Annotated in this window: 19 protein-coding genes and 1 riboswitch; of the genes, 8 read left to right on the top strand and 11 right to left on the bottom strand. The window is 72.8% G+C overall.

Annotated features, from left to right (window positions below):
* The first annotated feature begins 10 nt into the window (after positions 1 to 10).
* Both NYE39_RS09610 and NYE39_RS09605 read left to right on the top strand, forming a co-directional pair.
* A complete protein-coding gene (locus tag NYE39_RS09610; protein ID WP_341012517.1) occupies positions 11 to 904 on the top strand; it encodes a sucrase ferredoxin in 894 nt (297 codons plus the stop codon).
* 73 nt (positions 905 to 977) lie between these two features.
* The gene (locus NYE39_RS09605; RefSeq protein WP_072625794.1) at positions 978 to 2,435 is read left to right on the top strand and encodes a glyceraldehyde-3-phosphate dehydrogenase; all 1,458 of its coding nucleotides are present in this window, start codon (positions 978 to 980) and stop codon (positions 2,433 to 2,435) included.
* Positions 2,436 to 2,581: 146 nt separating this feature from the next.
* On the opposite strand, the gene NYE39_RS09600 is transcribed toward NYE39_RS09605, so the two are convergent.
* A complete protein-coding gene (locus NYE39_RS09600) occupies positions 2,582 to 4,093 on the bottom strand; it encodes a metallophosphoesterase family protein (protein ID WP_341012516.1) in 1,512 nt (503 codons plus the stop codon).
* A gap of 72 nt (positions 4,094 to 4,165) precedes the next feature.
* Between NYE39_RS09600 and NYE39_RS09595 the strand changes: the two genes are divergently transcribed.
* The 4 genes from NYE39_RS09595 to NYE39_RS09580 all read left to right on the top strand — a co-directional run bounded on the left by NYE39_RS09595 (position 4,166) and on the right by NYE39_RS09580 (position 10,460).
* On the top strand, positions 4,166 to 5,830 hold the full coding sequence (locus NYE39_RS09595; protein WP_341012515.1) for an FAD-binding dehydrogenase: 1,665 nt from the start codon (positions 4,166 to 4,168) through the stop codon (positions 5,828 to 5,830).
* Between the two features lie 63 nt (positions 5,831 to 5,893).
* On the top strand, positions 5,894 to 8,938 hold the full coding sequence (locus NYE39_RS09590) for an FtsX-like permease family protein (protein WP_341012514.1): 3,045 nt from the start codon (positions 5,894 to 5,896) through the stop codon (positions 8,936 to 8,938).
* Positions 8,935 to 9,774, top strand: coding sequence for an ABC transporter ATP-binding protein (locus NYE39_RS09585; RefSeq protein WP_341012513.1), 840 nt, complete (start codon positions 8,935 to 8,937; stop codon positions 9,772 to 9,774). Before NYE39_RS09590 ends, NYE39_RS09585 begins: the two co-directional genes overlap by 4 nt.
* Positions 9,771 to 10,460: an ABC transporter ATP-binding protein gene (locus NYE39_RS09580; protein ID WP_341012512.1), complete on the top strand. Its 690-nt coding sequence runs from the start codon at positions 9,771 to 9,773 to the stop codon at positions 10,458 to 10,460. The genes NYE39_RS09585 and NYE39_RS09580 overlap by 4 nt, the downstream gene beginning before the upstream one ends.
* 90 nt (positions 10,461 to 10,550) lie before the next feature.
* Here the strand turns inward: NYE39_RS09580 and NYE39_RS09575 are convergent, their stop codons facing one another.
* Both NYE39_RS09575 and NYE39_RS09570 read right to left on the bottom strand, forming a co-directional pair.
* Positions 10,551 to 11,528 carry an NAD(P)H-quinone oxidoreductase gene (locus NYE39_RS09575; protein ID WP_341013396.1) on the bottom strand — a complete coding sequence of 326 codons (978 nt, stop codon included), beginning with the start codon at positions 11,526 to 11,528 and terminating at the stop codon, positions 10,551 to 10,553.
* Positions 11,528 to 11,827, bottom strand: coding sequence for a DUF4235 domain-containing protein (locus tag NYE39_RS09570; protein ID WP_007928796.1), 300 nt, complete (start codon positions 11,825 to 11,827; stop codon positions 11,528 to 11,530). Before NYE39_RS09570 ends, NYE39_RS09575 begins: the two co-directional genes overlap by 1 nt.
* An 85-nt stretch (positions 11,828 to 11,912) precedes the next feature.
* Positions 11,913 to 12,015, top strand: a riboswitch (TPP riboswitch).
* A 77-nt stretch (positions 12,016 to 12,092) separates the two neighbouring features.
* Here NYE39_RS09570 and NYE39_RS09565 point away from each other — a divergent pair.
* Both NYE39_RS09565 and NYE39_RS09560 read left to right on the top strand, forming a co-directional pair.
* Complete coding sequence (locus tag NYE39_RS09565) at positions 12,093 to 12,737, top strand: ECF transporter S component (RefSeq protein WP_341012511.1); 645 nt, start codon at positions 12,093 to 12,095, stop codon at positions 12,735 to 12,737.
* A 107-nt stretch (positions 12,738 to 12,844) separates the two neighbouring features.
* Complete coding sequence (locus tag NYE39_RS09560; protein WP_341012510.1) at positions 12,845 to 14,989, top strand: ATP-binding cassette domain-containing protein; 2,145 nt, start codon at positions 12,845 to 12,847, stop codon at positions 14,987 to 14,989.
* Between the two features lie 4 nt (positions 14,990 to 14,993).
* Here the strand turns inward: NYE39_RS09560 and NYE39_RS09555 are convergent, their stop codons facing one another.
* The 8 genes from NYE39_RS09555 to NYE39_RS09520 all read right to left on the bottom strand — a co-directional run bounded on the left by NYE39_RS09555 (position 14,994) and on the right by NYE39_RS09520 (position 21,802).
* Positions 14,994 to 15,590 (bottom strand): hypothetical protein, encoded by a 597-nt coding sequence (locus NYE39_RS09555; protein WP_341012509.1) that lies wholly within the window; start codon positions 15,588 to 15,590, stop codon positions 14,994 to 14,996.
* Positions 15,587 to 16,510, bottom strand: coding sequence for a hypothetical protein (locus NYE39_RS09550; RefSeq protein WP_192911039.1), 924 nt, complete (start codon positions 16,508 to 16,510; stop codon positions 15,587 to 15,589). Before NYE39_RS09550 ends, NYE39_RS09555 begins: the two co-directional genes overlap by 4 nt.
* 13 nt (positions 16,511 to 16,523) lie before the next feature.
* Positions 16,524 to 19,739: a LysM peptidoglycan-binding domain-containing protein gene (locus NYE39_RS09545; RefSeq protein ID WP_341012508.1), complete on the bottom strand. Its 3,216-nt coding sequence runs from the start codon at positions 19,737 to 19,739 to the stop codon at positions 16,524 to 16,526.
* Positions 19,711 to 20,205, bottom strand: coding sequence for a hypothetical protein (locus NYE39_RS09540; RefSeq protein ID WP_072625781.1), 495 nt, complete (start codon positions 20,203 to 20,205; stop codon positions 19,711 to 19,713). Before NYE39_RS09540 ends, NYE39_RS09545 begins: the two co-directional genes overlap by 29 nt.
* A complete protein-coding gene (locus tag NYE39_RS09535; protein WP_226282732.1) occupies positions 20,205 to 20,639 on the bottom strand; it encodes a TadE/TadG family type IV pilus assembly protein in 435 nt (144 codons plus the stop codon). Before NYE39_RS09535 ends, NYE39_RS09540 begins: the two co-directional genes overlap by 1 nt.
* Entirely contained in the window at positions 20,636 to 21,103 is a 468-nt protein-coding gene (locus NYE39_RS09530) for a TadE/TadG family type IV pilus assembly protein (protein WP_192911037.1), read from the bottom strand. Before NYE39_RS09530 ends, NYE39_RS09535 begins: the two co-directional genes overlap by 4 nt.
* Entirely contained in the window at positions 21,100 to 21,318 is a 219-nt protein-coding gene (locus NYE39_RS09525) for a hypothetical protein (protein WP_072625778.1), read from the bottom strand. The genes NYE39_RS09530 and NYE39_RS09525 overlap by 4 nt, the downstream gene beginning before the upstream one ends.
* A gap of 121 nt (positions 21,319 to 21,439) precedes the next feature.
* Positions 21,440 to 21,802 (bottom strand): hypothetical protein, encoded by a 363-nt coding sequence (locus NYE39_RS09520; protein WP_341012506.1) that lies wholly within the window; start codon positions 21,800 to 21,802, stop codon positions 21,440 to 21,442.
* Positions 21,803 to 21,851: the final 49 nt, after the last annotated feature.

The raw sequence follows: 21,851 nt of genomic DNA, 5'->3' as shown, positions 1-21,851 counted from the left end.
GGTCGTGAGCGTGAGCACGACCCCCACCGCGAGTCCCTCCCGGTGCTCGCTCGCCGCCCTCGAGCGCGGCGACGTGCCGGTCGGCACCGCCGTGCCCGCCCGCTACTGGATGCTCGTCGGTCACCCCGGTCCGTGGCCGGCCAAGCCGATCGCGGCCCCCGGCATCGCCGACGTCCGCGCCGACCTCGACGCGGCCCTGGGGCGCTTCGGTGCCCGGCTGCAGCTCATCCGCCGGCACGGACGGCTCGAGGGCGACCAGATCGAGGCCGAGGGCCTGCGACAGGTCTTCCTCGTCGACGTGCACCGCGGGCTCGTCGGCCGGGCCCACTGGGAGCGACCCGAGGACCTCGTCGAGCTCGCCGGGCGCTTCGACGACCTGCCTGACCCGACGAGCGAACCGCTCTTCCTCGTGTGCACCCACGGCCGCAAGGACGTCTGCTGCGCCGTCGAGGGGCGGGTCGTCGCGGCCGTGCTCGACGACGCGCTGCCCGGTGCCGTGTGGGAGACCACCCACCTGGGCGGCGACCGCTTCGCCGGCAACGTCGTCGTCCTGCCCGAGGGCTCGATGTACGGCCGGCTCACCGGGGACACCGCCCCGCAGGTGATCCTCGATCACCTCGACGGACGCGTCGACCTCGACCGCTGGCGCGGCCGCTGCTCGTGGCACCCGGCGGCGCAGGTAGCCGCCCACGACCTCATGCGCGCCGACCCGACCGTGCTGCTGCGTGACCTGGCCGGGCCACGGCTCGAGGAGAGGGGCGACGAGGCCTGGCTGGTGCACCTCGACCACGGTGGGGGGACCTCCCTTCGTCACGTGGTGCGGACCATGAGCGCACCCCACCAGCTGACCTGCGGAGGGGCTGCCAAGGTGCAGGCGCTCTTCGACGTGACGACCCCCGGCTGACCGGTGTGAGATCCGTCGTCGCAGGCCGGTCCGAGGCTCGTCCCCGAGGCGTCAGCGGCTACGATCTGGGCCCATGACGACGACGCCGCAGACGAGCAACGCAGCCGACGACCACCTCTCCGAGTGGGCCGACCGCCAGGCCAAGGCGGAGGCGATGATCCCCGTCGTGGGCCGCCTCTACCGTGAGTTCGGGGTCGTGACCTCGATCCACGGCCGCACTCTTCTCGGCCAGTCCTCGACCGATGTGCTCAAGGCGCACCGCTTCGCCCGTCGCGTCGACATCGCGTTGACCGTCGACGACACCCTGCCGATGCTTGAGGCGCTCACCGCCCTGCAGCCCGGCCCGGCCTCCATCGACGTGGCCCGCCTGCACCGCCGCCGCCTCGAGGCCGGCGAGGGCGTCTCCCTCGAGGACTTCCTGCGCTCCGAGCTGGCCGACGTCGTCGGCAAGCACGGCCAGGGCGAGCTGCCGAGCACCGACGTCGTCCTCTACGGCTTCGGCCGCATCGGCCGCCTGCTGGCCCGCATCCTCATCGAGCACGCCGGTACCGGCCACGGCCTGCGCCTGCGCGCCATCGTCGTGCGCAAGGGCGCCGACAACGACCTGTCCAAGCGGGCCAGCCTGCTGCGCCGCGACTCGGTCCACGGGTCCTTCGCCGGCACCATCACCGTCGACGAGGAGGCCAACACCATCCTCGCCAACGGCACCCTCATCCAGGTCATCTACTCCGACGACCCGTCGAGCGTCGACTACACGCAGTACGGCATCGACGACGCGATCGTCGTCGACAACACCGGCAAGTGGCGGGACGAGGAGGGCCTGTCCAAGCACCTGCAGTGCCCCGGCGTCTCCCGTGTGCTGCTCACGGCTCCCGGCAAGGGCGGCCTGCCCAACATCGTCAGCGGCATCAACGACGCGATGATCGGCGACGCCAAGGTCGTCACGGCCGCGTCCTGCACGACCAATGCGATCGTCCCCGCGCTCAAGGCGGTCAGCGACGAGTACGGCATCGTCGGCGGTCACATCGAGACCGTCCACGCCTTCACCAACGACCAGAACCTCATCGACAACTTCCACAAGGGCGAGCGCCGCGGTCGTTCGGCGGCGCTCAACATGGTGCTCACCGAGACCGGTGCCGCCAAGGCCGTTTCCAAGGCGCTGCCCGAGCTCGAGGGCAAGCTCACCGGCAACTCGGTGCGCGTGCCGACCCCCGACGTGTCGATGGCGATCCTCAACCTCACCCTCGAGCGGGGCGTCGAGCGCGAGGAGCTCAACGACTTCCTGCGCGAGGCCTCGCTCTACGGCGACCTGCACAAGCAGCTCGACTACATCGACAGCCCCGAGGTCGTCTCGACCGACTTCGTCGGCAACCGTCACGCGGGCATCGTCGACGGCCGCGCGACGATCACCTCGGGCGACCGCGTCGTCCTCTACGTCTGGTACGACAACGAGTTCGGCTACTCCTGCCAGGTCGTCCGCGTCCTCGAGGAGATGGCCCAGGTCCACCCGCCGGCCTTCCCGGCGGTCTGAGCCGCGGGTCGTCGCACCCCCGCCACGTTTTCCGGGTCACCCGGGAAACCGCCGCTTCGCACGGGTTTCAAACCCATGCGAAGCGGCGGTTTCTCGGGTGACCCGATTTTCGTGGGGCCAGTGGGGTGAGGGCCCAGCCCCCGTGGCTAGCGAAGGGGGCGGACCGTCGCCTTGTCGCCACCGCAGGTGCGCCCCTCCTCGGGGGCGTCGACGATCCGGGCGGCGTTGAGCACGGCGAGCGAGTCGAAGCTCGGGCGCCCCTCGATGACCGAGCGGTACTCGTAGCGGGTCAGGCGCTGGGCCCGGCACTGCTCGTCGAAGGTCAGCACGTCGAAGGAGCTCGGCTGGCCGACGAGCTCGGCGTCGGGCCCGCCGACGAAGTGAGAGAGCGTGCCGCCGCCGGTGAAGGTGCCGACCTGCAGGCGGTTGCCGCTCACCTGCGGCACGTGCCCGTGGCCGTGGACGCGCAGCCGCCCGGGGGCGTCCTCGAGCGCGGGCTCCTCGTGGGAGACGGTGATGTCCGGCGGTTCGGCATCGCCGAGGGCCTCGACCCAGCGTTCACGGGCCGCGACCTGCTCGTCGGTGCTGCCGTCGTCGTCGTCGCCGTAGTAGCGCGGGTCGTTGAACCCGGCGATCCGCAGGCCGCCCACCTCGATCTGCTGGTACTCGCCCGACCCGGGCTCGAGGAGCGTCACGCCGTCGGTGCCGGCGAGGTCGTCGAGGAGCTGGGTGTCGTCGACGGCGCTGCGGTCGTGGTTGCCGGCGACGAAGACATAGGGCACCCCGAGCGAGGAGATCGACCGGTAGAGGTTGCTCAGCCCGGCCTCCTGGACCCGCCCGAAGTTGATGAGGTCGCCGGAGTCGATGACGACGTCGATGTCTTGCTCGCGCACGATCGTGCGCATCAGGGCGTACTGGTTGGAGGCGTGCACGTCGGAGACGAGCAGCACCTTGAGCGCGGCGGTGTCGTCCTCCGCCTCCGGCGCGTACTCCTGCTGCATGGCCGTCGACAGCGCGAGGAGGTTGCGCAGGTAGGGCGTGGCCTGGTCGGCTCGCTGCTCGACGTCGTCGAGCAGGTCGCGGTTGGCGATCGCCAGCTGGAGCAGCCCGCTCGAGCGCAGCTCGACGAGCCGGTCGGGGTCGTAGGTGCGCCACGCCGACAGGCCCAGGGTCGACAGGGTGACCGCGGTGACGAGGCTCGCGCCCAGGACGGTCCGCCGGTGCGGGAGTGTGCGGCGGCGCAGCCGGACGACGCCGAGGCACAGGAGCAGGCCCAGCACACCGCCGGCCGCGAAGCGCAGCCCGACCCCGACCGCGGCCTCGGTGATGACCCGGGTGCGCTCCTGGGGGCTGACGTCGAGGCTCGCGGCATCGAGGTTGCCCGAGGCGACGAGGTCGGTGATCGAGGGCTTGACCCGCGGCGAGACCCGCACGCCCGGGGCGATGCCGGCGAACTGTGCGGACACGCTCCCGACGACCGTGTCGGTGCCGATGTGGGACCGGTCCGTCCAGCTCGGCGACAGGCGCACGTCGGCTGCGTAGTAGTCGGTCTCGACGTTCACGGGCCACAGCGAGGCGGTGACGAGCCCGCCGGTGACGACTGCGGCCACGAGGGCCAGGGTCGCGGCGACGAGGCGTAGGCGGGCGGTCCAGGACATGGCGCCCACTGTAGGCAGAGGCCACCTGAACCCCAGTTGCTACTGGTCAGTAATGCGGTTTAGGGTCAGGTCATGAATGCTGATGCCATCGTCGTGGGCCACGGCCTCGCCGGACTCGTCGCGACCGCGGAGCTGGCCGACGCCGGCCGCAAGGTCCTCTTCGTCGACCAGGAGAGCGAGGCCAACCTTGGCGGTCAGGCGCACTGGTCCTTCGGTGGCCTCTTCTTCGTCGACAGCCCCGAGCAGCGACGCCTGGGCATCAAGGACTCTGCCGAGCTGGCCCACTCCGACTGGATGAACACCGCGGGCTTCGACCGCGAGGAGGACCACTGGCCGCGGCAGTGGGCGCAGGCCTACCTCGACTTCGCGGGCGGGGAGAAGCGGGCCTGGCTGCACGAGCAGGGCATGCGCTGGTTCCCCATCGTCGGCTGGGCCGAGCGCGGCGACGGATCGGCGCACGGGCACGGCAACTCCGTGCCCCGCTTCCACATCACGTGGGGGACCGGACCGGGGGTCGTCGCCCCCTTCGTCCGTCGTGTGGAGCAGGCCCGGGAGCGGGGCCTGGTGACCTACGCCCACCGGCACCGCGTGGACGAGATCATCGTCGAAGGGGGTGCCGCCGTCGGTGTGCGCGGGGTCGAGCTGGCGCCTGACGGCGCCGAACGGGGCGTGGCGACCAACCGCGACAGCATCGGGGGCTTCGAGCTGCGGGCCCCCGTCGTCCTCGTCGCCTCGGGAGGCATCGGCGGCAACCACGACCTCGTGCGCGCCAACTGGCCGGAGAGGCTCGGCACGCCGCCGAAGCACATGGTGACCGGGGTGCCGGCGCACGTCGACGGCCGGATGATCGGGATCACCGAGGCAGCCGGCGGCAACCTCATCAACCGCGACCGCATGTGGCACTACGTCGAGGGGATCCGCAACTGGGACCCCATCTGGGCGCAGCACGGCATCCGGATCCTGCCCGGGCCGAGCTCGATGTGGCTCGACGCCGAGGGCACCCGCCTGCCGGCGCCGCTCCTGCCCGGCTACGACACGCTCGGCACGCTGGCGCACCTGCGGGCCACCGGGCACGACCACTCGTGGTTCATCACCAACCGCTCGGTCGCCGGCAAGGAGTTCGCCCTCTCGGGGTCGGAGCAGAACCAGGACCTCACTGGCAAGGAGGTCGCGGGCGTCATCCGCAAGCGCTCGCTGGCCGACGTCACGCCGTCGATGCAGGCCTTCCTCGACAAGGGGGCGGACTTCGTCATGGCCGACACCGTCGAGGAGCTCGTCGCGCGGATGAACGACCTCGTCGAGGAGGGCGAGCCGCGGCTCGATGTCGCCCACGTCAAGCGTCAGCTCGACGAGCGTGACGGGCAACTCGACAACGCCTACTCCAAGGACGCTCAGATCGCCGCGATGCGGGTCGCCCGCTCCTACATCGGCGACAAGATCTCCAAGCGCGCCTACCCGCCGCACAAGCTGCAGGACCCGAAGAAGGGCCCCCTCGTCGGGGTCAAGTTGCACGTCCTCTCCCGCAAGACCCTCGGGGGCTTCGAGACCGACCTCGGGGCGCGGGTCCTGGGGCGCGACGGCGAGGTGATCCGCGGGCTCTACGCGGCGGGCGAGGCGGCCGGCTTCGGTGGCGGCGGGGTCCACGGCTACCGGGCGCTCGAGGGCACCTTCCTCGGCGGCTGCATCTTCTCCGGTCGGTCGGCGGGCCGGACGATGGCGCAGGACCTCGGCGACTGAGCCGTCATCGGAGGTGACCCGGGTATAGCGTGGCGCGGGTCACGACCGAAGGGGGATCGCTGCATGTGGGCAGCGCTGCGGCACCGCAGGGGGCAGGTCGTCGCCCTTGCCCTCGTCTCCGCGCTCGTCGCGACGTGCGCCGCCTTCGCGCCGATCTTCGCCCGCAGCATCGACCAGGGACTGCTGCGGACGCACGTGACCCAGGCCGACGCCGAGCAGACGGCGACGGCGATCTCCCGACCCCGCACCGCTGACGCGCGTGACGTGCTGCCGGCCGTGGTGGCCGAGCAGGTGCCGGCAGAGTTGGCGGCGGTCTCCGGCGACCCGGTCGAGGCGATGCGCCAGTCCACCCGGGTGGTGCCCGAGGCCGGCAAGCAGGCCTCGCCTGTCGTGCTGCGCTCGCGGACCGACGCCTGCGACCACCTCGAGGTCGACGGCCGGTGCCCGCAGGCGGCCGGCGAGATCCTCGTGTCCGGTGCCGACGCCAAGGCCTGGGGGTGGAAGGTGGGGACCGCGCTCGAGATCCCCGACGACACCTACCCCGGCCGCTACCCCAACGTCGACGCAGAGCCGCCCCCGATCGACCTGACAGTCGTCGGCACCTACACGGTGCGCGAGGACCCGGGCTACTGGCTCGGCGACCGCCCCGACGGCAAGTCCGGGGTGACGACCCCTGACCTGGACAACCTGCCCCTGGTCGACGACCTCATCACCACCGAGGCGACCTTCGAGGGGGTGCTGCCCAAGGCGACGATGCTCGTGGTGCTGCCACTCGACCCGCAGGCCGCGACGCTCGACTCCCTCCCTCTGGCTGCGCAGGCCGTGGAGCGGATGCGTGAGGAGCACCCGGAGCTCGACGTCGACGACACCGCGACGTCCCTCACGGACGGCATCGCGGCCGGGCGGGACCAGACGGCGGTCATCGTCCCCTTCGTCACCATGCAGCTGGCGCTGCTGTCCGTGCTCGTCCTCTTCCTCGTGGCCCAGTCCGGCGTCGACCAGCGCCGCCACGACGTGGCCCTCGCCCGACTCCGCGGCCGCTCCCGCGCCGGAGCCCGCCGACTGCTGCTCACCGAGCTCGTCGTCCCGGTCGTCCTCGGCCTGCCGATCGGCTTCGTCTGTGCGGTGCTGCTCGCGGTGCTCGTGCGCCGGTCCATGCTGCCTCGCGGCATCCCCTTCGAGATCCCGCTCGCGGTCCTGCCCTGGCTCCTCGGGTCCCTCGTCGTCTCCGTGCTCGCCGTCGCCCTCGCGGCACGGCCGGTGCTGCGCGAGCCGGTCAACGACCTGCTGCGCTCGGTGCGGCCGTCGTCGGCCGGCGGGTCGGTCGTCGTCGAGGTCGTGGTCGTCGTGCTCGCCGTCATCGGCGTGGCCGGGCTCGCGACGGGTGCCCTGAGCGGGCCCGCGGCCCTGGCGACGCCGACCCTGCTCGCGATCGCCGTCGGTGTGCTCGCCGCCCGCTTCGTGCCCCGCCTCGCCGCCCGCCGCGCCCGCTCGGCCATGCGCCGGGGGAGGGTGGCGGCCGCGGTCGCGGGTCACGCCGTGGCCCGGCGACCGGCCGCCCGCCGGGTCCTCGTCGTCACGACGGTGGCTACTGCGCTCGCGGTCTTCGGGGCCAATGCCGTCGTCGTGGCCGACCGCAACCGGCTCGCCCGCGCCGAGCTCGAGACCGGCGCCCCGGCCGTCGTGTCCGTCGACGTCGCCACCGCGCCGGAGCTGCTGTCGGCTGCGGGCACCCTCCAGGAGGCGGACATCGCGGCCGTCCCGGTCGCCATCATCCAGCCGCGGGACAAGGACGCCGAGGCGACCCTGGCGACCGACCTCGACTGGCTCTTCAGGGCGGCCAACCCCGATGCCATCGCCGACCTCGACCCTCGCCCCCTCGCCCTGCCCGACCAGAAGCCGATCGAGGTCCCAGGACGCACCGCGACCTCGCGGGTCTCGTGGGACCTGGCGAGCGAAGGGAGCGAGGATCCGCCCGAGCTGGTCCTCGACATGAGGACCGGCACCGGCGACAAGCGGTCGGCCCGGCTGACGACGCTCGGGCCGAAGGCCCGCGGCAGCGCCCGGGTCGACGCCGATCTCTTCTGCACCGACGACTGCCGGGTCGCGGGCATCCGGGTCGCGACCTCGGGCTTCCCCGGCAGCTCCGTCGACGGGACCGTCGAGGTCGCCGGTCTCGCCGTCGACGGCAAGCCCCTGCCCGTCACGGGTCCGCGGACGTGGGACTCCGACGCGCCCGCCGCGGGCAGCTCCTGGCTGACCGTCACGCCGAAGGGGGACGACCTTCACCTCGAGGTCGCAGCGCTCGACGGCGCGGACGTGACCGCCCACGTGGCCGACGTGCCCCGGCCACTCCCGGCGATTGCCGCCGGCGCGGACGCCGAGGTCGACGATGTCCGCTCGGTGACCGACGTCGCCGGCGGCCAGACCGAGATCGAGGTCGCGCAGGTCGTCGACGCGCTGCCCGCGGCGACCGACCACGGGGTGCTCGTCTCCCTTCCGGCGCTCGCGCGCACGAGCGGCGAGCTCGACACCACCCGCACGCAGCGCCAGATCTGGCTCGGCGACGCCTCGCCGGCGACGATCGAGCGGGCGCGCGACCTGCTCGGCGACGCCGACGTGCCCGTCCGATCGGTGACGACGACGGCCGAGGCCGACCGGGTCTACGACCAGTCCGCGTCGGCCTGGGGGCTGCAGCTCGCGCTGCTCGGCGGTGTGCTCGCGGTCATCCTCGCCGCGCTCGTCCTCGTCGTCCTCGCGATCACCGGGTGGCGCTCCAGCGCCCGCGACCTCGCCGCGCTGCGGGTGAGCGGGGTGAGCTCCCGCGCGGTCGGGCGGGCCCTGCGCACCGAGCACCTGACGAGCGTCGCCGTCGGCGTGGTCCTCGGCGCGCTCTGCGCACTCGTCGGGTCGTGGATCGCGCTGCCCGAGCTGCCGCTCTTCACCACCCCGGCCGCGGTGCCAGTGGCCGATCTCGCGCCGGCGTGGCTCGCGGTCGTCGCCGCCACGCTCGTCGTCGCGATCGTCCTGCTCGTCGTCGCCCGCCTCATCGCCGGGGCGATCGGGCGCCGGGTGCGACTCGGCGCGGCCCAGGGGGAGGCGACATGAGCGGGCTGCCCGTGCGCACCCACGGACTGGTGCACATATACCGTGCCGAGGGCCATGACGTGGCCGCGCTCTCCGGGGTCGACCTCACCGTCGCCGCGGGCGAGCGGATCGCCCTGCTCGGCCCCAGCGGGGCGGGCAAGTCGACGTTGCTCGCGCTCTTCGGTGGGCTGCTGCGACCGAGCGCCGGCCGGATCCACGTCGGCGACCACGAGTTGTCGGTGATGAGCGAGGCGCAGATCGACGCCTTCCGGTCGGGCGAAGTCGGCATCGTCCTGCAGGGCGCGGCTCGCAACCACCTGCCATGGCTCACGGCGCGAGGCAATGTCGCGTTCGCCCAGGGGGCAGCGCGGCGCACCGGGCGCAGCGTCCCTGCCGTCGACGAGCTGCTCGGCCTGCTCCGGCTCGACGAGGTGGCCGACCAGCCGCTGGAGTCGCTCACCCCCGGCCAGCTCCAGCTCGCGGCCCTGGCTGTCGCCCTCGCCTGCGGGCCGGGGCTCCTCCTCGGCGACGAGCCGACGAGCCAGCTCGACCACGACGCCCGCGACGTCGTCCTCGAGGCGATGGCCGAGGTGGGGCGCACGCTCGGCACGACGATCGTCGTCGTCACCCACGACCCCGACGTGGCCAAGGCCTTCCCCCGCACCGTGACCATCCGCGACGGCCGGGTCGGCGGTGAGGGACGCAGCGGCGAGGAGTACTCCGTCGTGGCCGCCGACGGGTCGTTGCCGCTGCCGCCGCCGGCACTCGAGGCCTTCCCCCCGGGGACCCTCGTGCGCGTGCACCGCACCGACGACGGGGCCTGGCAGCTCCTCGTCGACGAGGAGGAGGGGCGATGAGCGAGCCGATGAGCGAGGACCTCGTGCTCGAGGACGTCGCGGTGCGCTACGGCGACGTCATGGCGGTCGAAGGGGTCCGTGCGGTCGCGCGTCCCGGAGAGATCACTGCCGTCACCGGGCACTCCGGCGCCGGCAAGACCACGTTGCTGTGGGCGGTCGGTGGACTGCTCGAGCCAGGCTCGAGCGGGCGGATCCGACTGGGGGAGAGGCAGATCGGTGACGAAGCCGGCTCACGCGATGCCGGTGCCGTGCTCATCCCCCAGGGCAGCGCCCTGGCCGAGGTGCTCACCGCCCGCGACAACATCGCGGTGCCGCTCGTCGCGGCGGGCATGTCCGGTGGCGACGCCGGCGAGGCCGCTGACCGGGCGCTCGCCTCGGTCGGGCTCCACGAGCACGGAGGCCACCTCGCGGAGGAGCTTTCCGGCGGTCAGCGGCAGCGCGTGGCCGTCGCCCGGGGACTGGCGCTGTCCTCCCTTCGCCTGGCGGCGGGGAGCCTGGTGCTGCTCGCCGACGAACCCACCTCGGAGCTCGACCACGACACCCGCGAGCAGGTCGTCGTGCTGCTGCAGGACATCGCCCGCCGGGGCGGGATCGTCCTGCTCGCCACGCACGACCCCGAGGTCGCCGAGGCTGCGGCCGCCCGCTGGCACCTCGACGAGGGCCACCTCCAGACCGCATTGCCGTAGGGCAATGCGGGGTCCAGAGTGCATTGCCGTTGGGCAATGCGAGAGGGGGAGGGTCGCGGGCCGCATTTCCCTCAGGAAATTCGAAGGGTGTCAGGCGGTGAGCAGGATCTTGCCGATGTGACCGCTCGCCTCGAGCTCGCGGTGGGCGTCGGCGGCGCGCTCGAGCGGGTGGGTGCCCTGGACGATCGGGCGCACGGCGCCGTCCTCGATCAGCGGCCACACGTGCTCGCGGACGGCGGCGACGATCGCCGCCTTTTCCTCGGCGGGACGGGCCCGCAACGAGGTCGCGATGACCGCGGCGCGCTTGCTCAGCAGCTTGCCGAGGTCGAGCTCGCCCTTGCGGCCACCCATGAGGCCGATGACGACGAGCCGGCCCGACGTCGCGAGCAGGTCGACGTTGCGCGGGAGGTACTTGGCGCCCATGAGGTCGAGGACGACGTCGGCCCCGTGACCATCAGTCGCGGCGCGCACCTCCTCGACGAAGTCCTGCTCGCGGTAGTTGACGAGGATCTGCGCGCCGAGGTCGCGGCAGACGTCGAGCTTGGCCTGCGAGCCGGCCGTCACAGCCACCCGCGCACCGGCGGCCGTGGCGAGCTGGATGGCCATCGTCCCGATGCCGGAGGACCCGCCGTGGACGAGGAAGACCTCGTCGGGCTGGAGGTTGGCGGTCATGAAGACGTTGGACCAGACCGTGCACGCGACCTCGGGCAACCCCGCGGCATCGGTGAGGGAGACCCCCTTCGGCACGGGCAGCAGCTGCGCCGCCGGGACCCGGACCTGCTCCGCATAGCCGCCACCGTCGACGAGGGCACAGACCTCGTCGCCGACGGACCAGCCCTCGACACCCGGACCGACCTCGCGGATCGTGCCCGAGACCTCGAGGCCCGGCAGCGGCGAGGCGCCCGCGGGCGGCGGGTAGTGCCCCAGACGCTGCATGACGTCGGCGCGGTTGACGCCCGCGGCGACCATGTCGACGACCACCTCGCCGGGGCCCGCGGACGGCGCCTCGACCTCGGTGACCTGCAGGACGTCGGCGTCACCGGGCTCGGTGATGGAGATGCCCTGCATCACGACTCGAGCCCCAGCTCCTTCTCGACGTCCTCGCGCATCGGCTTGGGCAGGTGACCGGCGGACCTCTGGTAGATCGCCGCCGCCTGACGGGTGGTCATCGTGCGGGCCAGGCCGACGGCCAGACCGGCGAGGGCCGCATAAGCGAGGGCCTCCCCGAAGGAGGTGTTGGGGTTGGTCGGGTCGATCTCGGTGTCTCGGCCGGCCTTCTTCCACACCTCGGTGATCACCTTGTTGGCGACGATGCCGGCGAGGATCGCCGATCCGCTGCCCAACAGCTTCCACACCACGTTGCCCATGAGGGGTCCTTTCGCCACGCGTGAGAGGTGGTCACGGTCCGCGCCACCCGGTACGGGACCAACCCTGCCACAGGCCTATGCTGGAGGGGCACGACAGGGGAGCGCAACAGCGCTGAGAGTGCGGGCGACCGCAGACCCTCGTACCTGATCCGGTTCGCACCGGCGTAGGGAGTCGAGTCTCACGGACCGTCGTCGCCGGACGGCCTCGCCGTCGCGGGTGGCGTCGGCCCGCCCTGTGGAGTCACACCACACAGGAGAAGCACACATGTCCACCACGAAGTCCACGGGCGCGACCCGCGCCGGGACCGTCCTCGCCACCCGCCCGCTCATGGGTTGGCGCACCGTCGACCTGCTGACGATCGCCTTCCTCGGCGTCGCCTTCGGTGTCGCCTACTGGGGCTACGGACTGCTCTACAACGGACCCATCTCTGCCCTCGGCCTGGCCTTCCAGCCGCTCTTCGGGCTCTTCGTCGGGTTCTGGTTCATCGCCGGCGTCGTCGGCGGGCTGGTCGTGCGCCGGCCCGGCGCCGCCATCGCCTGCGAGCTCATCGCCGCGACCGTCTCCGCGCTCTTCGGCAACCAGTGGGGGGTCACGACGGTCGTCTCCGGCCTGGCCCAGGGGATCGGCGCCGAGCTGGCCTTCGCGATCTTCGCCTACAAGGCCTTCGGCCCGGCCGTCGCGCTGCTCTCCGGTGCGCTGTCGGCACCGCTGGAGTGGGTCTACGAGATCTACTGGTACTTCGTCGACTGGACCTGGGCGTGGAAGCTCGCCTACCTGCCGCTCATGGTCGTCTCCGGCGTCGTCGTCGCCGGGCTCGGCGGGTGGCTGCTCACCCGCGCGCTGGCGCAGGCCGGTGCGCTCAACCCCTTCCCACCCGGCCAGGAGGTCCTCGAGCGGAGGGCCGTCTGATCCACGAGCGGACGAAGGGGGAAACCCCCGGCGACGTCGGCCTCGCGGGCGGTGGTGAGGTCGTCGTCCGCGACCTCACGTGGCGGCCCGTCGGTCGACGCGAGCCCGTGCTGCGCGAGCTCGACCTCACGCTGCGCCCCGGCGAGCGGGTCCTGCTCGTCGGGCCGAGCGGGTCCGGCAAGTCGACCCTGCTCCGGGCCCTCGCCGGCCTGCTGCTCACCGTCGACTCCGGTGACCTCGTCGGCGAGGTACGGGTCGACGGGGCCGCGCCCGGCGAGCGTCCCGGTGCGGTCGGGCTCGTGCTCCAGGAGCCCGGCTCGGGCACGGTCGCGGCGACCGTGGGGCGCGATGTCGCCTTCGGGTTGGAAAACGTGGGTGTCCCCGCCGGCGACATGCCGGCCGTCGTCGACCGCTGCCTGGCCGCTGTGGGGCTGGGGGACCTGCCGCGCACCACCCCGACCGGCGCCCTCTCCGGTGGGCAGACCCAGCGGTTGGCGCTCGCCGGTGCCCTCGCCCTCCAGCCGGCCCTCCTGCTGCTCGACGAGCCGACCGCGATGCTCGACGCCGCCTCGGCCGCCCGGGTCCGCGACGCCGTCGTCACCGGCGCGGCCGGTCTGACGACGGTCGTCGTCGAGCACCGGATCGAGCCCTGGCTCGAGCACGTCGACCGGGTGCTCGTCCTCGGCCGCGACGGGCGGATCCACCACGACGGGTCGGCCGCCGAGGTGCTGGCCGAGCACGGTGAGGCGCTGGCCGCCGACGGCATCTGGGTGCCGGGCGTGCCGGCTCCTGAGCCGCTGACGATCGACCTCGGCCCCCTCGCCCGTGCGGTCGAGCCCGGGGCGACGCTGCTCACGAGCGAACCGCTCGTCGTCGAGCGAGCGCGCAACCACCTCGATGGCAGCAGCGAGGTGACGACCGCGCTCGTCACCGACGCGCCGCTCTCCCCGGCCGCGGGCCGGGCCACCGCGCTCGTCGGACCCAGCGGTGGGGGCAAGTCGACGTGGCTGGCGGCGCTCGGCGGGCTGGTGGCGCCGTCGTCGGGACGGGTGCTCGCCGACGGACGGTCGGTCGGGGACCTGCCCGCCACCGAGATCGCCCACCTCGTCGGGTGGGTGCCGCAGTGGAGCTCCAGCGCGCTGCTCGCCCGCACCGTGCTCGACGAGGTGCTGCTCACCGGCCGCACCCTCGGCACCGCTGACGAAGGGGAGGCCCGTCGCCTCCTCGAGGTCCTCGGGCTGGAGCACCTCGAGCGGGCCGACCCGCAGACTCTCTCCGGTGGCGAGCAGCGTCGGCTGGCCGTCGCGGCCGCGCTGGCCCACGGCCCGGCCGTGGCCCTCGCGGACGAGCCGACGGTCGGTCAGGACCGTGGCACGTGGGCGGCCGTCGTCGGCCTGCTCACCGCCCACCGTGACCGCGGCGGTGCCGTCGTCGCCGCCACGCACGACCCCGACCTCGTCTCACTCGTCGACGAGGTGCGGCAGGTGCGTCCGCCGGAGACCGAGCCGTCCCGGGAGACGCCACGGGCCGTGCTGTCCGCGTGCGGGCCGCTCGCGCTCTTCGCCGCGGCCGCGATCCCCATGGCGGCCGCCGTCCTCTCACCCGGGTGGCGGGTCTCGCTCGTCATCCTGGGCCTGCTCGTGCTGGGCGCCGTCGTGGGCCTGAGCAACCTGCCCGGCCGCGGCGCCGGCTGGACCGTCCCGGGCCGGTGGCGCGGTCTGGCGATCCGACTCGTCCCCGCCCTCGTCGGCGGTCTCGGCGTCGGCTGGTCCACCTGGTTGCTCGGGTCGCGCGACGTCGAGGTCGCGCTCTCGGCCGCGCTGCGGCTGCTCGTCATCGTCGTGCCCTCGGCGATCCTCCTCGCCTTCGTCGACCCCGACGACCTCGCCGACCACCTGGGCCAGCGGCTCCGGCTGCCGGCCCGCCCGGTCGTCGCGCTGGGCGCGGCGTTGCAGCGGGTGCAGACCTTCGGCGTGGCGTGGACCGAGGTCGGCTGGGCGCGCCGGCTGCGGGGCCAGGGCGTGACCTGGCGCTCGCCGCGCAGTGTCGTGGCGCACCTGTGGGCCTCGACCTTCGGGATGCTGCTGCGCTCGCTCGGGTCCGCGGCCACGCTCGCCGTGGCGATGGACGCTCGTGGCTTCGCCGGCGCCGGTCGGCGCACCTGGGCCACCCGGGCCCCGTGGCGCGCGGCCGACACGGTGGTCGTGCTCGCCTCGCTCGTGACGGTGCTCGTCGCGCTGCTCGCCCGCTGACGGTTCAGCAGGAGCCCTTGATGTCCTCCTGCCAGGCGATCCGCCAGGTGTCGGTGTTGGGCCAGCTGCGGTTGAGCACGTGGAAGCTCACCGGTCGCGGCCCCTTGCCCCCCGAGCCCTTGACCTTGGTCCCGGAGGCGTTGACGAGGTGGGTGCCGCTCTCGTCGATGCAGGCCCTGACCTTGACGAAGGGAGGGATGGCCGTGCTCTTGATCGGGGCCGGGTCGAGGTCGATCTTCGTCGCGGTCGGGTCACCCACGAGCTTCGTCTCGCCCTTGCGGGTCTGCTTGTCGACGGTCAGCTCGGCCGCGTCGGCGAGGATGGCCGTCGCCTCGGTGCCCTCGGCGAAGCCGATGGAGGCCTCGGTGGTGTAGTGGTCGGGCTGGGCGAGGATGGTGTTGCGGCCGTTCACCCACTGGTAGACGCGCTGACGCGCGCGGTCGGAGGCGACGTCGTCGGCGTCCACCGACGTCGTCTGGCTCTGGTCGACGAGGTCGGGTGGCAGGTGCTCGTCCTCACGATCACCGTCACCGCAGCCGGCGAGGACCGCTCCCAGGGCAAGCACCACGGCCAGGTGCCCTCCGCGACGGGGTCGGGTCACTTGTTGACCACCTGGTTCTCACCGATACGGATCCACAGCGACTGCTTGAACTCGGTCTGCATGCGGCCTTCGCCGTTGGCATCCCGGTAGTTGATGTTCCAGTAGGTCGTGATGCGCACGAGGTAGTTGCCGGGCTTCTTGTACTTGTGCCCGCAGTCGGGGGTCTGCTCGGCCTTGCGCCGGGCGAAGGGCTCGCTCTTGCCGCAGGTGATCGACGTCCCGTCGCCCATCTCCCACTTGACGTGCGTCACGCCGGCGTCGACAAAGTAGCCGGTGTCGGGGTCCTCGACGAGCGGTGGGTCCCACTGCGAGTCGAACAGGGCGCGGGGCCACATCCACACGTTGAGGCCGACCGGCGCCATGCGGTACCCGTCGAAGCGGGCGTGCATGGGGACGGGGCTGGGCGCCAGACCGGGGTACATCGCCCGGAAGCGCGTGCCGACGGCCGTCTCGAGGTCCTCCTGGAGGTCCTGGGGGTTGTTGGTCTCCGGCGGCTCCTCCGACCAGAAGGAGTCCCGGGGGATGAGGACATTGCCCTCGTCGTTGAGGCCGGTGCACGTGTAGAGCTTGGCGCCCTCGCGGTAGCCCGGGTGGTCGGGACCCGGCTGGTCGATCGCCTCGATGACGTAGCACTGCCGAGCGTTGCTCCACGAGCCGGCGACGGCGTCCTCGCAGGGCACGCTCTTGTACTCCGGCGCGCCACGGTGGCAGGCCGGTCGCCCGCCACCCTTGCCGCCACCGGTGCCGTCGGACTTCTCCCCGCCGAAGACGATCCGGCAGTTGGCCCGCAGGCCGAAGTTGCGGCAGATGTTGGCGTCGCTGTCGGGCGCGGCCGACAGGGAGAGGGCGAGGAAGAGCAGGGTCACGCCGAAGGTGGCGAACAGGCGCTCCCGGGTCAGGACGCGGGTCAGGATCGTCATCGCTGTGGCCTCCTCAGACCGCGTGATGGGTGGTCGTGGGGGTCTGCGAGGCGGTGATCTCGGGCAGGGTGGCGAGCAGCTCGCGCGACGCGGGCTCGAGGACACCATCGGCCAGCCGGCCGCAGTCGGCCAGACCGAAGGCCGCGGCATCGCGGGCGACCGGGTCGCCGAGCTCGTGGGTGGCCAGCAGCTGCAGGCGCCACAGGGCCTCGACGCCGGGCTCGACCGTCAGGCCGACCACGGTCGCGTCGTGCGCGGCCGCCCAACGCCCCTCCATGAGCCGGCGGCGGGCCAGCTCGGTCGCCGCAGTGGTGATGGCGAAGATCATCTGCGAACGCAGCGCCTGCGCCCAGACGTAGTGCCGCGGGTGCACCCCGGCGAAGGGGCGTCCGCGAACCAGACCGAGGGCCTGCTCGAGGTGCTCGGTGCCGGCGGTCGAGGGGTCGGCGGGCACGAGTCCCTGCCACAGCGACCAGTCGCTCGCGATCGTGCGGGCCGCGACCAGACCGCCCTGCGGGGTCTCGTCGGGACCCAGCCAGGAGCCGAGCCCGGCGAGCGAGCTGTCGCGCACGCGCGAGTGGTCGTGCACGGCGCGGTTGGGCCACATGGCGTCGTCGATCTCGGTGCCCGTCGCCTCGGGGTGCGTGCTGAGGTAGGCCGCGAGCTCGGTGAGGCGCATGCGGTGGGCGGGGGTGACGTCGCCGACGTTGTCGATGTCGACCGGGCCGAGCAGTCGCAGCACCGGCTCGTCGGTGGGCGCGGCGAGCTCGCGGACCCGCTCGGGGAAGGCGATGACCGGGGGCAGCGGGGTGCCCGGGGTCGGCGTGATCTGGTTGGACAGCCACCCCGGGGTGGTCCCCTGGGCGGTGATCTCGAGGCCAGCGGTCCGGCGGACCGTCGCGACGTCCTCACCCGGGGCGAAGGGGGTGTCCCCAGACGGGGTGTTGACCGGGGTGTTCCACCGGACCTGAGTGCGGCTGCCGCTCTCGTCGTCGATCTGGGAGCGGCGAACGGTCGGTGCGTCGTCGAGCAGGTCGTCGCCGGGGTCGACGGTGACCTCGGGCGTGGCGGCCGCGACGGAGGCGAGCGTCGGCTCGCCCTCGGCGGGCGCCCAGACGTCGTCGGAGGGGGCCACGAGATCGAAGAGGAAGCCGATGCGGGCGGCGTCCTGCGCACTCAGCCGCTCGGGCCGCACCTGCAGGTAGGCGGGGGAGAGGACAGCCGCGTCGGGGTCGTCGCCGATGATCAGGGCGTCGGCGCCGTCGGCGATGCTGCTCGCGGAGTGCGCCAGGGCCACGCGGGGCGAGGAGGCGACAGCCTTGTCGAGCCGACGACGGTCGCGCGCGTCGAGGTCGCCGCTCACGACGATCACCTCGCGGGCGGTCGGGTCGATCTGCACCTGCACCGAGAGGGTGTAGGCGGCCATGTCGGGGACGAAGCGCACCCGCGACGAGCCGATGACCTGCTCGAGCTCGGGGTGGCCGCCGATGACCGTGACCGTCGTGGCATCGGCCCACGGCGAGGTGGCGAGCGAGAGCGTCATGGCCGCGAGGGTGTCGCGGGTGCGGGAGCCGTCGCTGACGACGGCGAAGGTGCGCGCGTCGGCGAGGTTGACCAGGACGTGGGCCTCCTCGTCGTCCTGCCCGACGGCCACGAGCGCGGGGAAGGGGGCCGGCTCGGTGACGAGCATGCCGGGATCGAGGGTCATCGCCCGGTCGACCGCGAGCGTCCACAGGCGCGGATCGGCGGTCGAGGTCCACGGGGCGGGCAGGCGCATCGGGTCGGCGAGCTGCACGTCGAGCTGCGAGCGCCCGACGCGCACCGAGCGCAACCCGGGCAGGGCGCGGCCGGCCTCGCGGGCGGCCACCGCGATGTGCCGCAGCGCGATGTCGACCGTGTCGATCGTGTGGACGTCGGCGACGAGCGCGAGCTCTCGCTCGAGGTCGGTCGCGTCGGTCTCGTCGGGGCGGGTGAGCCGGCCGGCCCGACGGCGGCGAGCGAGGTCGAGGAGGGAGAGCAGGCCGGCCGCGGTGAGTCCGGACAGGCCCAGGACGGTGCTGCCCCACTCGTCGGCCGGGTCGCCGAGGACGACCGGGTCGGTCGAGCCCTCGTCGGTCGAGCCGTCGTCGGTGACTCCGGTCGGTGCAGCCGTGGCCGATGCGCCGACCCCGGCGACACCGGATGCGGCGCCGGTCGTCGAGTCGGCCTCGGCGCGGTCGGTCGTGTCGGCGTCCGCCCCGCCCGTGGCGGCAGCAGCGTGGGCGCTGGGAGTCGTGGAGCCGTCCGGGACGGTCGACGTGGGCGTCTCGGGGCTCGCTGCGGCAGCGCTCGTGCTGCCCGGGACCTGCAGCTCCCAGCCGGGCTGGATGAGATCGGGGTCGGTGAGTCGTCCGCCGTCGGGCTGCTGCTCGGCTCCGGTCGCCTCGACGATCTCGGTGTAGCGGCTGCCGTCGCCGAGCTCGTCCTCGGCGATCTCCCAGAGGGTGTCGCCCTGCTCGACCGTGTGGGTGTCGCCGTCAGCAGCAGGCGCTGGCGACTCGTCGGGCAGCTGGAGCTGCTGGCCGGGCGAGATCCAGTTGGAGGCCGGGATCGTGTCGCGGTTGAGCTCGAGGATCTCGGTGTAACGGGCGCCGTCGCCGAGCTGGGACTCGGCGATGGACCACAGGCTCTCGCCCTGGGCAACCTCGTGGGTGATCGTCGCGCGCTCGCTCGTCGGGGCTACGGAGTCGGTCTCGGCCGTGGCCGCAGCATCGGCGGCGACGGCGGCGACGGCCCCGCCGGCAAGGGTGGTGCTCGCGGTCGTCGCGTCGCCGGAGCCCGGCGCGGGAGCGGCGTGCGCGGTGCCGGCCCAGGTGCCCACGGTCGGGATGGTGATGAAGAGCAGGGCAGCGGTGCCGACGATGTAGCGGGCGATGCCCTGGGGCAGCGAGAGCCCCGGCAGCCGTGGCACGTCGACGCCGAGGAGTCGCGCCCCGATCTCGAGGACGATCGACAGCGTGATGAAGAGCCACGCGAGCCAGGCGGCGTAGCGGAAGATGACGAGCAGCACGGACCCGTCGTCGGGGGAGGTGACGGCCTCCCAGATCTCGGCTGGGGAGGCCCACCGGTCAGGGACCGGGCCCGCGCCGATCTGGAGCAGCAGCCACGGGACGCCGACGACGAGGAGGACGACCCCGACGAGGGCGAGCAGCCCCTTGGCCCTACTGGCAGGCGCCGAAGGCGTTGACATCGGGGTCGTACTCCTCTCCCTTGCCGTCCGTGCGGTACTGGTAGGCGCTGCCGGTGCCCTCGACCTCACGCGAGCCGACGCCGAGGATGCCCAGGAAGATCGGCTCCCAGGTGCGGGTGGCCTCGACCGTGACGGTGTGCCCGCCCTCGGTGACCCGGACGTCGGTGAGGGTGACGTCGGTGGTGTGGGTGGCCACGAACTCCTCGGCCGCGGTCTGCGCCTGGTGCTGCGGGACGGTGATCTCGGCGCCCCAGATGGCGCACCCCTTGTTGATCGACTGCCCGGCATAGCGCGCCGTCTCGGCGGCGACGTCGTTGGCCTGCTGCATCGCGCGGACCTGACCGCCGCCGTCGACGACGAGGCCGACGAGCGGGATCGTCGCGAAGACCGCAGAGACGAAGTAGGTGCTCAGCGAGCCGCGCTCGTCGCGCAGCCGGTCGAGCATGCGGGGGGCCGGTCGGTGCATCAGCGCTCCCGGTAGGCGTCGATGGGGCTGCTGGCGGTCGCCGAGACCTGGTGGCTGCCCCCGACCCCGGGCAGGGCCAGGTCGGCCAGGGCGACGTCGCATGTCACGGTGGCGGCCACGACGAGCCCGGTGACGCCGGGGTCGGTGTCCTTGCCCGAGGTGTCGAGCTGGATGTCCATGGAGTTGCAGGTCAGGTCCTGCTCGGCGAGGAAGGCCTCGGCCGCCTCGAGGCCGCGCTTCTCGGCGTCGCTGCCCCGCTCGATCGACGCCGCCCGCGCGGCCTCACCGGCGGCGGACTGGATCGACTGCTGGGCGAGGGCGAGCCGGCCGCCCATGACGAGCATGGCGATGAGCAGGCCGAAGGCGGGGGCAAGGATGACCATCTCGATGCTGGCCGAGCCGCTCTCGCTCCGCAGCCACCGCCGGTGGCTCACCACGACGGCCTCTCGGTGCGGTCGATGCCGCTGCCCTCGAAGTCCTCCACCCGGGTGAACTCCTCGATCGCGCGGGTCGAGGACTGCGAGACCTGGGGGTCCCACCCGGGGATGATCGACATCGTCGTGCCGGTGACACGGACGGTGACGGTGCCGTTGCCGCGGTCGCGGGTCACCTCGACGTCGGGGCTCTCGAGCAGGCCGTCACCACCTGCGCGCGCGGCGAAGTCGAGGGCTGCGCTGCGCCCGTGCTCGTCGGTCTGCTCGTAGCCGGCGGCCCCTCGGGCGCCCTCCTGAGCGGAGGCCAAGGCGACGGTGCGGCCCTGGTAGTAGACGGCGCCCTGCACGGCGAGGAAGAGCAGGCTCAGGGCGAGGGGGAGCAGGACGACCATCTCGAGGGACAGCGCACCGCGGTCGGAGCGCCACCGCTCCGGCCTACCGTGCTGTGCCCCCCGGGTGATCAAGGTGCCTTGATCTCCTGGCTCTTGCTGCGAACGAAGGTCGTGATGGCGCCGATGACGATGACCGAGATGGTGATGACCGCGACGGCCCACAGCACCTGCTCGATGGTGACCGAGCCGCGCTCGTCGCGGGCGCGGTTGATGACATCCGTCTGGTCGCCGAAGTAGTCAAGGGCCTGTGCGCCCAAGACCTGGAGGGCGGCGAAGAACTGGATCATGTGGGTCTCTCCCGGGACAGAGTGAGGGCTGGCCCGGGAGGCTGCTGTCCCCCCGGACGTGTCACAGGCTATCGGAGGGTGGCCTCGGACCCCAAGAAGAGAACTCCCCGCCACCCGGCGTTCACCCCGTCAACTGAGCGAGGTCAGTAGACGACTCGTTTGGGTTCCACAAACGCACCCTTGTAGGAGCCGACCTTTGATGTGTCTCGAACACTGCGTTGTGCCCGGGAGAAGTTTCCCAGCCCGCGACAGCAGGCAGGCACTTCGACGAAACCCACACCTTGGTCGAGGTGATCCGGCCACCCGGAGGGATGGCATAGGTGGTCCACGCCTGTGGGGTTGAACGGATGACTCCGCTGGCTGCGTAGCAGTCGAACTTGATGCTGAACTGGACCTTCTTGATGGCGTTGTGGGTGTTGGCCCAGTTCACCCGGATCGTCAACGAGCGACCACGCTTGACCGAGCGCGGCATGTCGTTGCTCACGATGGTCACCGTGCGGGAGGAGGCCCCCGCGGACGTCGGCGTCGCCGGA

The organism is Janibacter sp. FSL W8-0316 (assembly GCF_038004165.1).
Classification (GTDB): domain Bacteria; phylum Actinomycetota; class Actinomycetes; order Actinomycetales; family Dermatophilaceae; genus Janibacter; species Janibacter indicus.
Note: the sequence above shows the minus strand (reverse complement) of the source record. Positions and strands in the feature narration are given on the sequence as shown.

Bases quoted from the DNA above. Each gene is read 5' to 3' on its own strand.
- NYE39_RS09590 (WP_341012514.1), top strand. From the start codon at position 5,894: ATGTGGGCAGCGCTGCGGCACCGCAGGGGGCAGGTCGTCGCCCTTGCC.
- NYE39_RS09570 (WP_007928796.1), bottom strand. From the start codon at position 11,827: ATGGGCAACGTGGTGTGGAAGCTGTTGGGCAGCGGATCGGCGATCCTC.
- NYE39_RS09595 (WP_341012515.1), top strand. From the start codon at position 4,166: ATGAATGCTGATGCCATCGTCGTGGGCCACGGCCTCGCCGGACTCGTC.
- NYE39_RS09600 (WP_341012516.1), bottom strand. From the start codon at position 4,093: ATGTCCTGGACCGCCCGCCTACGCCTCGTCGCCGCGACCCTGGCCCTC.
- NYE39_RS09575 (WP_341013396.1), bottom strand. From the start codon at position 11,528: ATGCAGGGCATCTCCATCACCGAGCCCGGTGACGCCGACGTCCTGCAG.
- NYE39_RS09565 (WP_341012511.1), top strand. From the start codon at position 12,093: ATGTCCACCACGAAGTCCACGGGCGCGACCCGCGCCGGGACCGTCCTC.
- NYE39_RS09550 (WP_192911039.1), bottom strand. From the start codon at position 16,510: ATGACGATCCTGACCCGCGTCCTGACCCGGGAGCGCCTGTTCGCCACC.
- NYE39_RS09525 (WP_072625778.1), bottom strand. From the start codon at position 21,318: ATGATCCAGTTCTTCGCCGCCCTCCAGGTCTTGGGCGCACAGGCCCTT.
- NYE39_RS09540 (WP_072625781.1), bottom strand. From the start codon at position 20,205: ATGCACCGACCGGCCCCCCGCATGCTCGACCGGCTGCGCGACGAGCGC.
- NYE39_RS09545 (WP_341012508.1), bottom strand. From the start codon at position 19,739: ATGTCAACGCCTTCGGCGCCTGCCAGTAGGGCCAAGGGGCTGCTCGCC.
- NYE39_RS09580 (WP_341012512.1), top strand. From the start codon at position 9,771: ATGAGCGAGCCGATGAGCGAGGACCTCGTGCTCGAGGACGTCGCGGTG.
- NYE39_RS09585 (WP_341012513.1), top strand. From the start codon at position 8,935: ATGAGCGGGCTGCCCGTGCGCACCCACGGACTGGTGCACATATACCGT.
- NYE39_RS09605 (WP_072625794.1), top strand. From the start codon at position 978: ATGACGACGACGCCGCAGACGAGCAACGCAGCCGACGACCACCTCTCC.